This window comes from Massilia sp. Bi118 (assembly GCF_918697865.1).
In the GTDB taxonomy this organism is placed as follows: Bacteria; Pseudomonadota; Gammaproteobacteria; order Burkholderiales; family Burkholderiaceae_D; genus Telluria.
The window spans coordinates 270283-284557 of record NZ_CAKKMV010000001.1 but is presented as its reverse complement, the minus strand read 5'-3'; the positions used below and the strand labels follow the sequence as shown (position 1 = coordinate 284557).

The 14275-nt window shown below is 67.0% G+C and carries 8 protein-coding genes and 1 tRNA gene; 2 read left to right on the top strand and 7 right to left on the bottom strand.

Features of this window, described 5'->3' with window-relative positions; all coding sequences use genetic code 11:
• Positions 1–15: 15 nt before the first annotated feature.
• Both LQV39_RS01270 and LQV39_RS01265 read right to left on the bottom strand, forming a co-directional pair.
• Positions 16–1251 (bottom strand): DUF1501 domain-containing protein, encoded by a 1236-nt coding sequence (locus LQV39_RS01270; protein WP_230019807.1) that lies wholly within the window; start codon positions 1249–1251, stop codon positions 16–18.
• 21 nt (positions 1252–1272) lie between these two features.
• Positions 1273–2811 carry a DUF1800 domain-containing protein gene (locus tag LQV39_RS01265; RefSeq protein ID WP_230019806.1) on the bottom strand — a complete coding sequence of 513 codons (1539 nt, stop codon included), beginning with the start codon at positions 2809–2811 and terminating at the stop codon, positions 1273–1275.
• 147 nt (positions 2812–2958) lie between these two features.
• Between LQV39_RS01265 and LQV39_RS01260 the strand changes: the two genes are divergently transcribed.
• Positions 2959–4104, top strand: coding sequence for an efflux RND transporter periplasmic adaptor subunit (locus tag LQV39_RS01260; RefSeq protein WP_374199395.1), 1146 nt, complete (start codon positions 2959–2961; stop codon positions 4102–4104).
• A 10-nt stretch (positions 4105–4114) separates the two neighbouring features.
• Complete coding sequence (locus LQV39_RS01255) at positions 4115–7231, top strand: efflux RND transporter permease subunit (protein ID WP_230019804.1); 3117 nt, start codon at positions 4115–4117, stop codon at positions 7229–7231.
• 106 nt (positions 7232–7337) lie between these two features.
• Here the strand turns inward: LQV39_RS01255 and LQV39_RS26335 are convergent, their stop codons facing one another.
• The 5 genes from LQV39_RS26335 to pepN all read right to left on the bottom strand — a co-directional run bounded on the left by LQV39_RS26335 (position 7338) and on the right by pepN (position 14204).
• Positions 7338–9032, bottom strand: coding sequence for a methyl-accepting chemotaxis protein (locus LQV39_RS26335; RefSeq protein ID WP_290368537.1), 1695 nt, complete (start codon positions 9030–9032; stop codon positions 7338–7340).
• A gap of 254 nt (positions 9033–9286) precedes the next feature.
• Entirely contained in the window at positions 9287–10069 is a 783-nt protein-coding gene (locus LQV39_RS01240; RefSeq protein WP_230019803.1) for a YqjD family protein, read from the bottom strand.
• A 307-nt stretch (positions 10070–10376) separates the two neighbouring features.
• Positions 10377–10452: transfer RNA gene (locus LQV39_RS01235), tRNA-Thr, on the bottom strand.
• Between the two features lie 74 nt (positions 10453–10526).
• Positions 10527–11528 (bottom strand): class 1 fructose-bisphosphatase, encoded by a 1002-nt coding sequence (locus LQV39_RS01230; protein WP_230019802.1) that lies wholly within the window; start codon positions 11526–11528, stop codon positions 10527–10529.
• 21 nt (positions 11529–11549) lie between these two features.
• The gene (pepN, locus tag LQV39_RS01225) at positions 11550–14204 is read right to left on the bottom strand and encodes an aminopeptidase N (protein ID WP_230019801.1); all 2655 of its coding nucleotides are present in this window, start codon (positions 14202–14204) and stop codon (positions 11550–11552) included.
• Between the last annotated feature and the right edge of the window lie 71 nt (positions 14205–14275).

The window sequence follows — 14275 nt, the reverse complement described above, 5'->3', positions numbered from 1 at the left end:
GCTCCTACATTCTCATCACACCACCTTGAACGAGGGCCCCTTTTGCGGCATTGCGGGAAACACCTGTCCCAGCTGCCTGTCACTCAAAAGTAAATGTCGTTCGGCTACCTGCGCCAGCACCGAACGGAAATCGGTTGTGACCGGCAAATCCCGCCCTTCGTTCAGCGCCGCGTCTTCCAGCCCTTGCCAGTCGCCGTAGACGCGGCCGCCGTTGACCTTCCCGCCCAGTACCCACATCGCATTGCCGTGGCCGTGATCGGTGCCGCCAGTGCCGTTCTCGCGCGCGGTGCGGCCGAACTCCGACATCACCACGATGACGGTATCGTCGAACAAAGTACCGAGGCGCTCGGCCAGCACCGCCAGGCCCTGCCCCAGCGGCGCCAGTCGATTCGCCAGCTGGCCGGTGCCGGCGCCCTGGCCGACGTGGGTGTCCCAGCCGCCCAGCGCGACGAAGGCCATCTGGATCTTCGGGTCGTTGCGCATCAGGGTGGCCAGGCGCGCCGCATCGTCCGGGAAGCCATTGGGCAGCGGCGCGCCGCGGTCGGCAGCCTGCATCTGCGGGGTCTCGGCGGCGGCCATCATCACTTCGCGGTGCGCCTTGCGGCCATCGTCGTAGGCGCGGCCGAAGCGCGGGTGGTTCGCGTACAGCTGGTCGAAGGCGGCGCCGATCGCCGGGCGGTCGAGGATGTCGGCACGGGTGCCCGAGGCGACGTTCGGCAGGTTCACGGCCGCCGCCTGGCCGGCCAGGATGCGCGGCATGACCGGCCCGATGCCCAGCAGGCGGCTCGGCGTGGTGGTGCCCGGCAGGGTCGCGACCAGGCGGTTCATCCAGCCGTCCGGCGTGTTCTTGCGGCCCGGCGTTGCCGATTCCATATAGTCCTGGGCGTCGAAGTGCGAGCGGGTGCCGTCGGGCGAGCCGCTGGCGTGCACGAAGGCCAGCTTCTTCTGCTGCCATAGCGGCTGCAGGCTGGCCAGCGCCGGGTGCAGGCCGAAGTAGCCGTCCAGGTCCAGCGCGCCGTTCTCCATGCCGGGGCTGGCCAGGCCGATGCCGGGGCGCAGGCGCAGATAGTTCTCGTCGCCCACCGGCGCCACCACGTTCAAACCGTCCACCGCGCCGCGCAGCATCACCACCACCAGCTTCTTGCGGGTCGGGCTCTCGCCGGTCCCGGTCGCGGCCCAGGCGTGAGGGCCCAGCGGCAGCACGATGCCGGCGCCCAGCGCCAGCGTGTTCAGGAAGTTCCTGCGTTTCATGCTTGTCTCCTCGAAGCGTGCTCAATGCTGCATGAAGTCCGGGCTGCCGAGCACCATGGCCGCGCGCAGGTTGTCGGGATGCCTTGCGATGGTGTCCAGGGTCGCGGGCGACAGCGCACCGGCCAGCGTGGCCTGCAGGCGCGCCGGATCGACCGGCACCGGCGGCGCGGGCGGCGTTCGTGGCGGCGGCATGAACATCGCCGGCGAGGCATCGCTGCCGGCCAGGTTCTGCATCATCGGCGCCGGCGGCGGTGCGAGCACCGGCCTGGTCGCCAGCGGCAGCCGGCCCTGGGCCAGCGAGGTCGCGAAGGCGATGCGGCGGGTCAGCGCGTCAGGGTTGAGCCAGGCCTCCTGGGTGTTCTTGTAGCCGTCCGGGGTCTGGCAGCCGTACAGCGGCATGCCGAGCTGGCTCATGGTGTTCACCAGCGGGCCGACGTTCGCCAGCGGTGCGCTGCTGGCGCGCGCGGCCGACACCACGAACTGGTAAGGCGTCTTGAACTTGGCCCCTAGCGCGGCGTCATCCATGAACTCGGCGCTGGAGAACATCGTCTTCAGCACCGTGCGGATGTCGCCCTGGCTGGCCAGCCAGGCCTGGGCCATGCGCTCGACCAGCGCCGGCGGAGGCGCATCGCTGACGAAGTACTGGGCCAGCTGGAAGCTGAGGTGGCGCGCGGTGGCCGGGTGCGTGGCCAGCACGTCGAGCGCATACTCGCCCTCGGCCTGGCCGGACGGCGCGATCTCGTGGCCGAGCCAGGTCTTGGTCCCCTTGTCATGGCGGCCGGCGTCGAAGCGGAAGGTCTCGTTCAGGCGCACCAGGCGGCGCTGGTCGAAAGTCCAGCCGGTCAGCATGCGCGCCAGCTCGGTCACGTCGCGCTGGCTGTAGCCGCCGTCCACGCCCAGCGTGTGCAGTTCCATCAGCTCGCGCGCGTAGTTCTCGTTCAGGCCTTGGGCTTTCCCTTTGACGTTGTCGAGGTAGAACAGCATCGCCGGGTGCCTGGCGGTGGCGCCCAGCAGTTCGCGGAAGGAACCCAGCACATACGGGCGGATGGCGTCGCGCTCGTAACTGGCAACCAGCGCGCGGTCGACGCCCTTGCCGGCGAAGACATTGAAATGGTTGTACCAGAAGTCGACCATCACCTCTTCGAGCTGGCGCGGGCTCTCGACCGCGCGCACCAGGCGCGCTTCGGCTTCTTCGCGCGTGGCGCGGCCCTGCTCGATGCGGCGCCGCTGTTTGGCGCCCTCCTCTTCGTTGCGCACTTGCTTGCGCAGCTCGATGTAGTCGCCGAGGGCCGTGCCGGCGCTGCGCTTGACCGTCTCCAGCGCGTCCAGGCGCGCGTTCAATTCGGCCGGCATGGGAATGGTCTCGGGATGCAGCTGCTCGTCGATGTAGCGCTGCACGCCCATGCGCTGGACCCGTTCGACGTCGCCGGGGCGCGGCCCGAAGGCAAGGCGGTTCAGCACGTGCACCGCCTGCTGGTCGGCAGGCAGAGGCGCGGCATGCAGCACGGGTGCGGCGGCCGACGCCGCGGCAAGGAGAGCAAGGAGAAGGCGCTTGGTCATGAACGGACGCTCCGATGGGATATCGCACACAAGCATAAGATACAGTGTAGTAGGCAGGTTGCGTTTTCAGGCGTAAAGATTTGTAAAGCCGGATTCGTACATACGAGGCGGCAGCAAAGCATGCATTTTTGTTACACTCGCAGGATGATGACCCGCCCCCGCCCCCACATCCTGATCCCGCTCGCCGTGCTCGCAGCCCTGGCCGGCGCCTATGCCACCAGCCGCGCCGCCGACGACAAGAAGGCGGCCGCCCCGCGCCCGGCCCTCACCGTGACCACGGCGCGGCCAAGCACCGCGCGCCTGCCGCTGCGCCTGAACGCCAACGGCAACGTCGCCGCCTGGCAGGAAGCCGTCATCGGCAGCGAATCGAACGGCCTGCGCCTGCGCGAAGTGCGCGTCAATGTCGGCGACATCGTCAAGAAGGGCGAGGTGCTGGCCGTGTTCGATGCCGACGTCGTCAACGCCGACCTGGCCCAGGGCCGCGCCGCGCTGCAGGAAGCCGAGGCGAATGCGGCAGCCGCCCAGGCCGACGCCCAGCGCGCCCGCGCACTGAAAAGCTCGGGCGCCATGAGCGAGCAGCAGGTCACCCAGTACATCACCGCCGAGCGCACCGCCGCGGCGCGGGTGGCGGCTGCGCGCGCCAGCCTGTCGCAGCAGCAGCTGCGCCTGAAGTACACGCAGGTGGTGGCGCCCGACAGCGGCATCATCTCGGCGCGCAATGCCACCGTGGGCGCGGTCGCGGGCGTGGGCACGGAGCTGTTCCGCATGATCCGCCAGGGCCGCCTGGAATGGCGCGCCGAGGTCACCGCCGCCGAGCTGCCGCGCATGAAGCCGGGCCTGAAGGCCGAGGTCAAGGCCGCCAGCGGCGCCACCATCAAGGGCACGGTGCGCACCGTGGCTCCGACCGTCGACCCGCAAAGCCGCGTCGCCCTGGTCTATGTCGACCTGCCGCCGAGTCTTTCGTCGAACGCCCCGCTCAAGGCCGGAATGTTCGCTGGCGGCGCATTCACGCTTGGCGAGTCGGGCGCGCTGACCGTGCCGCAGCAGGCCGTCGTCGTGCGCGACGGCTTCTCTTATGTGTTCCGCCTGAACCAGGACAATCACGTCAGCCAGGTCAAGGTGACCACCGGCCGCCGCCTCGGCGACCGCGTCGAAATCGTGGCCGGCCTGCCGGCGGATGCACTGGTGGTGACCAGCGGCGCCGGCTTCCTGAACGATGGCGATCTGGTGCGGAACGTGCCAGCTGCGGTGCCGTCCGCGCCGGCGGCGCCGACCGCCGTGGCCAAGCGCTGAAGGGGCAGGCATGAATTTCTCGGCCCTCTCGATCCGCAACCCGATCCCGGCGATCATGCTGTTCGCCCTGCTCACGCTGGCCGGCATCCTGGCCTTCCGGGCCAACAAGGTGCAGGATTTCCCGGACATCGAACTGCCCATCGTGACCGTCACCGCCACCCTGGACGGCGCCGCGCCGGCCCAGCTGGAAACCGAGGTCGCGCGCAAGATCGAGGACTCGGTCGCGACCCTGCAAGGCATCAAGAACATCTATACCAAGGTGCTGGACGGCGTCGCCACCATCACCGTCGAATTCGTGCTCGAGAAGGACTTGTCAGACGCCGTCAACGACGTGCGCGACGCGGTGGCGCGCGTGCGCGCCGACCTGCCGGCCGAGATGCGCGACCCCAGCGTGACCAAGGTCGCGACCGCCGGCCGCGTGATCCTGACCTTCACCGCCGAGGCGGCACAGGCCAACGGCAAGCCGGCGCTGGATGCGCCGGACCTCAGCTGGTTCGTCGACAACACGGTATCCAAGCGCCTGCTCAGCGTGCCGGGCGTGGGCGCGGTCAAGCGCGTCGGCGGCGTGACTCGCGAAGTGCGGGTCGAGCTCGACGACGCCCGCATGGCGGCGCTGCGGGTGTCCGCGCTGGACGTCTCGCGCCAGCTGCGCAACGTGCAGCGCGAGGAGCCGGGCGGACGCGGCGACGTCAGCGGCGCCGAGCAGTCGGTGCGCACCCTCGCCACCGTACAGACGGCGCAGGAGCTGGCGCGCATGGAGATTCCGCTGCCGGACGGCCGCCACGTGCGACTGGACGAAATCGCGAAGGTCGAGGACACGGTGGCCGAGCCGCGCGCACTGGCCGAGCAGAATGGCCGCAGCGTGGTCGGCTTCGAAGTCTTCCGCACCCGCGGCGCCGGCGAGACCGAGGTCGCCGAGGGCGCCCGCGCCGCCATTCGCGAGCTGCAGGCCAGGCATGGCAACGTAGTGCTGCGCGAAGTGATCGACAACGCCGAACCGGTCACGGAAAACTTCAAGGCCTCGATGGAGATGCTGTACGAGGGCGCGATCCTGGCCGTGCTGGTGGTGTTCTGGTTCCTGCGCGACTGGCGCGCCACCCTGGTCGCCGCCGCCGCCCTGCCGCTGTCGGTGATCCCGGCCTTTCTCGGCCAGTACCTGTTCGGCTACACGCTGAACATGGTGACCTTGCTCTCGCTGGCCCTGGTGGTGGGCGTGCTGGTGGACGATGCGATCGTCGAGATCGAAAACATCTCGCGCCACCTCAAAATGGGCAAGACGCCGATGCAGGCCGCGCTGGAAGCGGCCGACGAAATCGGCATGGCGGTGATCGCGACCACGTTCTCGCTGGTGGCGGTGTTCCTGCCGACCGCCTTCATGAGCGGCATCCCCGGCAAATTTTTCAAGCAGTTCGGCTGGACCGCGGTGCTGGCCATCCTGGCCTCGCTGCTGGTGGCGCGCCTGCTGACGCCGATGATGGCGGCCTATTTCCTGAAGCCGGCCAAACACGGTGAGGAAAAGGACGGCCCGGTCATGCGGCGCTACATGCACATCATGCAGTGGTGCCTGCGCCACCGCGGCCTCACCATGCTGGCGGCGGCCTTGTTCTTCGTCGGCTCGATCTCGCTGGTGCCGCTGCTGCCGACCGGCTTCGTGCCGGCCGCCGACCGCGCCCAGACCCAGATCAACGTCGAACTGCCGCCCGGCTCGACGCTGGCGGAGACGCGCCTGGTGGCCGAGCGCGTGCGCCAGGCCGCGCTGCAGGTCCCGCAGGTAAAGGGCGTGTTCAGCTCCATCGGCGGCGGCTCCAGCGGCGACGCTTTCGCCCCTGGCGGCGCGGCCGAAGCGCGGCGCGCCGTGCTGACCCTCACCACCGTACACCGCAGCGACCGCAAGGAATCGCTGGCCGCCATCGAATCGAGCCTTCGCGCAAAGCTGGCCGACATCCCCGGCGCCCGCTTCACGGTAGGACCGCCCGACACCGGCGTCAAGATGCAGCTGGTGCTGCGCAGCGAAGATCCGGTGGCCCTGACCGCCGTCGCCCGCGAAGCCGAGCGCCAGCTGCGCACCCTGCACGGCGTCGGCAACGTCAGCTCCAGCGCCTCGCTGGTGCGGCCGGAGATCATCGTGCGCCCCGACTTCGCGCGCGCCGCCGACCTCGGCGTGACTGCGGCCAGCATCGGCGAAACCGTGCGCGTGGCCACCGCCGGCGACTACGACCAGGTGCTGGCGAAGATGAACGTGTCCGAGCGCCAGGTGCCGATCCGCGTGAAGCTGCCGGACGCGGTGCGCGCCGACCTCGACGCCATCGGGCGCCTGACGGTGCCGGGCAAGAACGGCCCGGTGCTGCTGGCGAACGTGGCGGAAATCACCATGGAGAGCGGCCCGGCCCAGATCGACCGCCTGAACCGCAGCCGCAACGTGACGCTGGAAGTGGAGCTGAACGGCCGCTCGCTGGGCGAAGTGAACGAGGAAGCGCGCGCCCTGCCGGCCCTCAAGAACCTGCCCGCCTCGGTGCAGATCGCGGAACTGGGCGACGCCCAGGAGATGCAGGCCTTGTTTGCCAGCTTCGGCCTGGCGATGATCATCGGCGTGCTGTGCATCTACGGCGTACTGGTGCTGCTGTTTACCGACTTCCTGCAGCCGGTGACCATCCTGGCGGCGCTGCCGCTGTCGATCGGCGGCGCCTTCGTCGCGCTGCTGCTGACGCGGAATGCGCTGTCGATGCCGACCATGATCGGCCTGATCATGCTGATGGGGATCGTGACCAAGAACTCGATCCTGCTGGTCGACTACGCGATCCTGGCGAGGAAAGCCGGCATGAACCGCTTCGACGCCCTGGTGGACGCCTGCCACAAGCGCTCGCGCCCGATCGTCATGACCACCATCGCCATGGGCGCCGGCATGCTGCCGCTGGCCCTGGGCTTCTCCGGCGACCCGAGCTTCCGCTCGCCGATGGCGGTGGCGGTGATCGGCGGCTTGATTACTTCGACCTTACTGAGCTTGCTGGTGGTGCCGGCGGTGTTCACTTATGTGGACGATGCGGAGCACTGGATGGGGAGGATGGGGCGGAGGTTGCGGAAGCATCCGCATCATGAGGTGCCGCGGGAGGAAAGCGCCGTCAAGTGACCGTCATTCCCGCGTAGGCGGGAATCCAAGTTGGACGAGCTATCGAAACGCATGCAGAACTTGGATTCCCGCCTGCGCGGGAATGACGGTTTTTAGGGTAGCGGTATTAGAAAGTCTCCCACTCCTCAACCGCCGCACCCTTCTTCGCAGCCGCCGGCTTCGCCACCACCGCGGGCAAACGCTGCCCTGGCGCCGCCTTCGCCACTACCTTGCGCGGCGCAGCCGCCATCTCCACCCTGAACACCGCCACCATCTGCGCCAGCCGCTCCGCCTGCTCCTGCAGGCTGCCCGCCGCACCGGCCGCTTCTTCGACCAGGGCCGCGTTCTGCTGGGTGACCGCATCCATCTCGGTGATGGCGTGATTGATCTGGGTGATGCCGCCTTCCTGCTCGCGGCTGGCGCTGCTGATCTCGGCCATGATGTCGGTGACACGCTGTACGCTGTTCACCACCTCGCCCATCGTGGCGCCGGCCTGGCCGACCAGCTGCGTACCCTGGCTCACCTTACCGACCGAGTCGTCGATCAGCTGCTTGATCTCCCTGGCCGCCGAGGCCGAGCGCTGCGCCAGGTTGCGGACCTCGCTCGCGACCACGGCGAAACCACGTCCCTGCTCGCCGGCCCGCGCCGCTTCGACGGCGGCGTTCAAGGCCAGGATGTTCGTCTGGAAGGCGATGCCGTCGATGACGGCGATGATCTCGACGATCTTGCGCGAGGCGACGTCGATGTCGCCCATGGTCTCGACCACGCGCGCCACCACTTCACCGCCGCGGCGCGCCACGTCGGATGCGCTGGCGGCCAGCTGGTTCGCCTGCAGCGCATTCTCGGCGTTCTGGCGGACGGTCGAGGTCATCTCTTCCATCGAGGACGCCGTCTCTTCGAGCGAGCCGGCCTGCTGCTCCGTGCGCGAGGACAGTTCCAGGTTGCCGCTCGCGATCTCGTTCGCGGCGGTGGCGATTTCCTCGCTGCCGGTGCGTACTTCGGCAACCAGCCTGGCCAGCGAGGCGTTCATGTCCTTCAGGGCCAGCATCATCTGCGCGGCTTCGTCGCTGCCCTGCACCTCGATGTGGCTGGTCAGGTCGCCCGAGGCCACCGTGCGCGCCACCTCCACCGCGCGGCTCAGCGGCCGCACCACCGAACGGGTGATCAGCAAGGCTGCGGCGATCGCCAGCAACATGGCCACTGCGGCCACGATGGCGATGACGCGCAGCGCGGTCGTGTAGGTGCCCGAGGCTTCCGCCGCCAGTTCATCGAAGCGCCCGCTCTGGAATTCCATCTGCTTGCGCAGGTTTGCGGCAAGCGCATGCAGGGCGTCGTAGGTCTTGCCGAACGCGAGGGCGCGCGCCTCGTCCAGCTTGTCTTCCTTCACCAGCGCCTGCACCTGGCCGACCAGCGCCAGGTAATCGCTGCGCAGGGTTACCGAGTCCGCCAGCAGGACCTTGCCCGCCGGCGCCACCAGCAGCGGCTCGAGCTCCTGCAGCGCCTTGTCGGCCGCCGCCATGTTCGCGGCCAGGCGCGCACCGGCGGCGTCGCGGGCAGCGGGGTCGGTCACGGCAACCAGTTGGCCGACCCGGCCCATGCTGCCGCGTACGTTGTCGAGCGCGACGTTGGCCAGGCGCACACGCGTCGACGCGCGCTTGGCCAGCTCGTCCGTGCCGTCATGGAGCTTGTCCACCGACTTGGCGCCGACGATCGCCAACACGAGGATGAAGATGAGCTGCAGGCCAAAACCGAGACGTAGGCGGTTCGCGATGTTCAGATTCAGGAAGTTCATATCGACCGAAAAATGGATGTGCGTGGCCATGCGCCTGCTGCTTGCGCACGGGAGATGACGAATGGAGTTGTAAGGGACGGCCGGCGGGATATGGGACGGCGCATCTTTGGCAATTGCCGCAGCGCACCAAGATTAAGGCAATTTTTGCTTTATTTCAATTAATTACTGAGAATTTGTGATGCTTCGGCAATAACCATGAGTCGCAAGCCAAAACTGGCCCGGAAAACACAAAGCCGGCATGACGCCGGCTTTGTGTGTCGCTGTTGCAGGTGCTAAAAAATCGATCAGTAATCGCGGCGGCTACCGCCCAGGATCTTGGCCAGCAGGAAGCCAACGCCCGCAGCAATCGCCACGGCAGTGCCCGGATTCTGGCGCACGTACTCGCGGCCCTGGTCCATGTACTCGCCGTAGGCGTCGGTCAGCTGCACCTTGCGCTGGCCCAGGCTGTCGCCGGCGCCGCTCAGCATGCCCTGCAGGCGATCCACGCCGGCGTGGGCAGTCGAGGCCAGGCGGTCGACGACCGGCGCCACGCTGTTGACGGCCTTGTCGACCATCGGCTTGGCGGCGTCCGCGGCCTGGTCGATCTTCGAGTGCAGGTCCTGGGCCTTCTGCTCGGCCATGCCCTGGGCCTTGTTGGCCATGTCCTTCATGTCGCCGCCGGTGCCCGAACCGGTGCTGGCGCCCGCGCCCATGCCGCTCTGGCTGCTGCCGCTCGAACCGGTCGGACCCATGCTCGAGCCCTTGTTGGCGCTGGAGAAGCCGGTCGAACCGCTGCTTGCACTATTCGTGCCGCTGGCGGTCGAGCCGCCGGCGCTCATCGCGCCCATCGAACCGGTGCTCTGCGACGAGTTCGACGACGACGAACCGGCGTTGCTGGTGCCGCCCACGGCGCCGGTGCTCGACGCGGTGGCGCCGCCGGTGCTGGAGCCGGTCGAAGCGGTTTGATCCTTGCCCTGGTTCAGCTGGGTGCTCTTGTTCAGGCTGCCCGAGTTGCTCGAGCTGCCCTGGTTACCTGCGTTGCTGCCCGAAGTGCTGCCTTTTGCTTCGCTCGACTTTTGATTATCCATGATGTCTTCCTTCGTAAAATTTTGACCAACGCGGAACAGACCGATACTCGACCATCAACACATTGACCCTGAACACTTTCAGGAGTTCCGCGCCTGGGGATGATCCATTTCGCGTTTGCTGGGGTTAAGCCGCGATGCCGGTTCGACACCGGTTGCGCGGCGTCGCAATACAAAAAATATAACTTTCGCGTGACGGGGACTGTGCGCTGACTAACAGAGCTGTGGGAAGACGGGGGAAAGGGGCCGATAGAAACAAAAAAGGGTCGCATGTAAGAACATGCAACCCTTTTTGATGAATCTTGAATCCTGGTGCCGCTGACCGGAATCGAACTGGTGACCTTCGCATTACGAATGCGCTGCTCTACCGACTGAGCTACAGCGGCGGGGAGTCGTATTCTAACAAACAACTACGCAAACTTGCTAGTCCGGCTCAGCATTTTTGCTTGCGAGTCAAAAATCACTCCGCGTGGTAGCCCGTGACCAGTTCGACTTCGTTCTTCGAGCCCAGGAACACCGGCACGCGCTGGTGCAGCTTGGTCGGCGGGATGTCGAGGATGCGCTGGCGGCCGTCGGTGGCGGCGCCGCCGGCCTGTTCGACGATGAAGGCCATCGGGTTGGCTTCGTACATCAGGCGCAGCTTGCCCGGCTGGGAAGGATCGCGCAGGTCGGCCGGGTACATGAAGATGCCGCCGCGGTTCAGGATGCGGTGCACGTCGGCGACCATCGAGGCGATCCAGCGCATGTTGAAGTCCTTGCCGCGCGGGCCGGTTTTGCCAGCCAGCATTTCGGAGACGTAGCGCTGGACCGGCGGATGCCAGTGGCGCTGGTTCGACATGTTGATCGCGAATTCCTTGGTCTCCGCCGGGATCTGCAGGTTCTTCTGGGTCAGCACCCAGGAGCCCATCTCGCGGTCCAGGGTGAAGCAGTTGACGCCGGCGCCGGTGGTCAGCACCAGCATGGTCTGCGGGCCGTAGACGGCGTAGCCGGCCGCGACCTGCTTGGCGCCTTCCTGCATGAAGTCGGCTTCGGTCGGCGCGCTCATGCCCTCAGGCGCTTTCAGGACCGAGAAGATGGTGCCGATCGAAACGTTGACGTCGATGTTCGAGGAGCCGTCCAGCGGATCGAACAGCAGCATGTATTCGCCCATCGGGTAGCGGTTCGGGATCGGGTGGATCGATTCCATCTCTTCCGAGGCCATGGCCGCCAGGTGGCCGCCCCACTCGTTTGCTTCGAGCAGGATTTCGTTCGAGATCACGTCGAGCTTCTTCTGCACTTCGCCCTGGATGTTCTCGGTGTTGGCGCTGCCCAGGATATCGCCGAGGGCGCCCTTGCCGACCGAGTGGCTGATGGTCTTGCAGGCGCGCGCCACCACCTCGATCAGGAGGCGCAGCGATGCCGGGATGTTGTTGTGGAGACGCTGCTCCTCAACGAGGTATTGGGTCAGGCTGACACGTTTCATGAACTTCCTTTGGTTGAAAAATTAATTGGCGAGGGCTTTGCTGACGACTTCGCGCACGTCGTTCGACAGCTTCGCCTGCCCGGCCACTTGCTGCAGCGCCTTCTTCATGTGTTCCTGCAGCGCCGGCGAATAACGGCGCCAGCGGTCCATGGCGCGCGACAGGCGGCTGGCGACCTGCGGGTTCAATGCATCCAGCGCGATCACCTGCTCGGCCCAGAAGGCGTAGCCGCTGCCGTCCGGGGCGTGGAACTGCACCGGATTGCCGCTGCAGAATGCGGCGACCAGGCTGCGCGCGCGGTTCGGGTTGCGCAAGGTGAAGGCCGGGTGCTTCATCAGTTCGCGCACGGCGGCCACGTCGGTGGTCGAGGAGGTCGCCTGCATCATGAACCACTTGTCGACCACCAGCGCCTCGCCCTGGAACTCGTCGTAGAAGCGCTGCAGAGCCTCCGCGGCCACCGGAGCGCGGGCGTGCACCAGCGCGCTCAGGGCAGCCACGCGGTCGGTCATGTTGCTCGCCTCGTCGAACTGGCGCTCGGCCAGGGCCAGCGATTCCGCATCCGGCGCCGCGCACAGGTAGGACAGGGCCAGGTTCTTCAGCGCGCGTTTGCCGATCGAGGCGGCGTCCGGGCTGTACTCGCCCGGCGTCTGGTTGGCCTGGTACTGGTCGAGCAGCTCTTCGCGCAGACGGGCGCCGATGTCGGCGCGCACGAACTGGCGCGCGGTGTGGATGGCGAGCGGATTCACCACGTCAAGCTGGTCGGCGATCATGCTTTCGGTCGGCAGCAGCAGGGCCTGTTCGCGGAAGGCCGGGTCGAGGCTTTCGTCGGCCAGCATCTTGCGCATCGCTTCGACAAAGACGTCATCCAGGTCCAGGCCGTCCGCGCCGCCGTTGGCGCCGGCCATGCCGGTCAGTTTCAGCAGGCGGCCCATGGCCAGGCGCTGGCCGGCTTCCCAGCGGTTGACCGGGTCGCTGTCGTGGCTGAACAGGTGGACCAGTTCGGCGTCGCTGTAGCCGTGCCGCAGGACCACCGGAGCCGAGAAGTCGCGCAGGATCGAAGGCGTCGGCTGCTCCGGCACGTCGGTGAAGACGAAGGTCTGGTCCGCGTCAAGCAGCTCCAGCACGGCGGTGGTGCCCTTCTGCCGGCCATCGATGGTCAGCGGCAGGTCGCGCCCATCCTTGCCCAGCAGGCCGACGGCCACCGGGATGTGGAAGGGCAGCTTCTCGGCCTGGCCCGGGGTCGCCGGGCAGGTCTGGACCAGGCGCAGTTCATAGGTACGGGCGGCTTCGTCGTAGCGGGTCTCGGCCTGCACGATGGGCGTGCCGGCCTGGCTGTACCAGCGCTCGAACTGCGTGAGGTCGCGGCCGTTGGCGTCGGCCATGGCCGTGCGGAAGTCGTCGCAGGTGACGGCCTGGCCGTCGTGGCGGTCGAAGTAGAGGTCCATGCCCTTGCGGAAGCCTTCGCGGCCCAGCAGGGTCTGGTACATGCGGACGACCTCGGCGCCCTTCTCGTACACGGTGACGGTGTAGAAATTATTAATTTCGACGAAGGAGTCGGGGCGCACCGGGTGGGCCATCGGGCCGGCGTCTTCCGGGAACTGGGCCTGGCGCAGGGTGCGCACCTGGTCGATGCGGGTCACGGCGCGGCCGGTATCGGTGCCGATCATGTCGGCCGAGAATTCCTGGTCGCGGAACACGGTCAGGCCTTCCTTCAGCGACAGCTGGAACCAGTCGCGGCAGGTCACGCGGTTGCCGGTCCAGTTGTGGAAGTATTCGTGACCGACCACCGCTTCGATGCCCTGGAAGTCGATGTCGGTGGCGACGCGCGGATTGGCCAGCACGAACTTGGTGTTGAAGATGTTCAGGCCCTTGTTCTCCATCGCGCCCATGTTGAAGTCGCCGACGGCGACGATCATGAAGCGGTCGAGGTCGAGCTCGAGGTCCCAGCGCTCTTCGTCCCAGCGGATGCTGCGCTTGAGCGACTGCATCGCGTAATCGGTCTTGTCGAGGTTGCCCTCTTCCACCCACACCTGCAGCAGGGCCGTGCGGCCATCCTGGAGCTTGAAGTTTTCCTCCTGGCAGACCAGGCGCGCGGCCACCAGGGCGAACAGGTAGGACGGCTTCTTGAACGGATCTTCCCACTTGGCGTAGTGGCGGCCGTCGGGCAGCGTGCCCTCCTCGACCAGGTTGCCGTTCGAGAGCAGGACCGGGAATTTTTCCTTGTCCGCACGCAGCATCACCATGTACTTGGCCATCACGTCCGGGCGGTCCGGGAAGAAGGTGATGCGGCGGAAGCCTTCGGCCTCGCACTGGGTGTAGAAATTGCCGTTCGAGACGTAGAGGCCGCTGAGGGTCGTATTGCTCTCAGGAACGCAGATGGTCTCGATTTCCAGGGTCACGGTATCCGGCGCGTCAGGGATGCGCAGCACGCTGCCCTCGATCGCATAGCCGCTCTCGTCCAGGGCCCTGCCGTTCAGGCGGATCGCCACCAGCTCGATATCCTCGCCATACAACTCGATGTCGCGCCGGATGCTGTCCGGATTGCGGCGCATGGTCATGCGGTTGGCGACAATGGTACGGGCGGGATCGAGGTCGAAGCCGAGTTCCACGGTGTCGACCAGGTAGGTGGGAGCCGTGTAGTCCTTACGGTAGATAGTCTGGGGCGTATCGGTGCGCATGGTTGGGGTCCGCGAACGATGGTGGAATGAATGCTTATTTTACCAATAGCGGCGGCACGCTTCGACTCCAA

Coding starts and splice junctions, on each gene's coding strand:
- LQV39_RS01270 (WP_230019807.1), bottom strand. CDS start 1,251: ATGAAACGCAGGAACTTCCTGAACACGCTGGCGCTGGGCGCCGGCATC.
- LQV39_RS01265 (WP_230019806.1), bottom strand. CDS start 2,811: ATGACCAAGCGCCTTCTCCTTGCTCTCCTTGCCGCGGCGTCGGCCGCC.
- LQV39_RS01260 (WP_374199395.1), top strand. CDS start 2,959: ATGACCCGCCCCCGCCCCCACATCCTGATCCCGCTCGCCGTGCTCGCA.
- LQV39_RS01255 (WP_230019804.1), top strand. CDS start 4,115: ATGAATTTCTCGGCCCTCTCGATCCGCAACCCGATCCCGGCGATCATG.
- LQV39_RS26335 (WP_290368537.1), bottom strand. CDS start 9,032: ATGGCCACGCACATCCATTTTTCGGTCGATATGAACTTCCTGAATCTG.
- LQV39_RS01240 (WP_230019803.1), bottom strand. CDS start 10,069: ATGGATAATCAAAAGTCGAGCGAAGCAAAAGGCAGCACTTCGGGCAGC.
- LQV39_RS01230 (WP_230019802.1), bottom strand. CDS start 11,528: ATGAAACGTGTCAGCCTGACCCAATACCTCGTTGAGGAGCAGCGTCTC.
- pepN (WP_230019801.1), bottom strand. CDS start 14,204: ATGCGCACCGATACGCCCCAGACTATCTACCGTAAGGACTACACGGCT.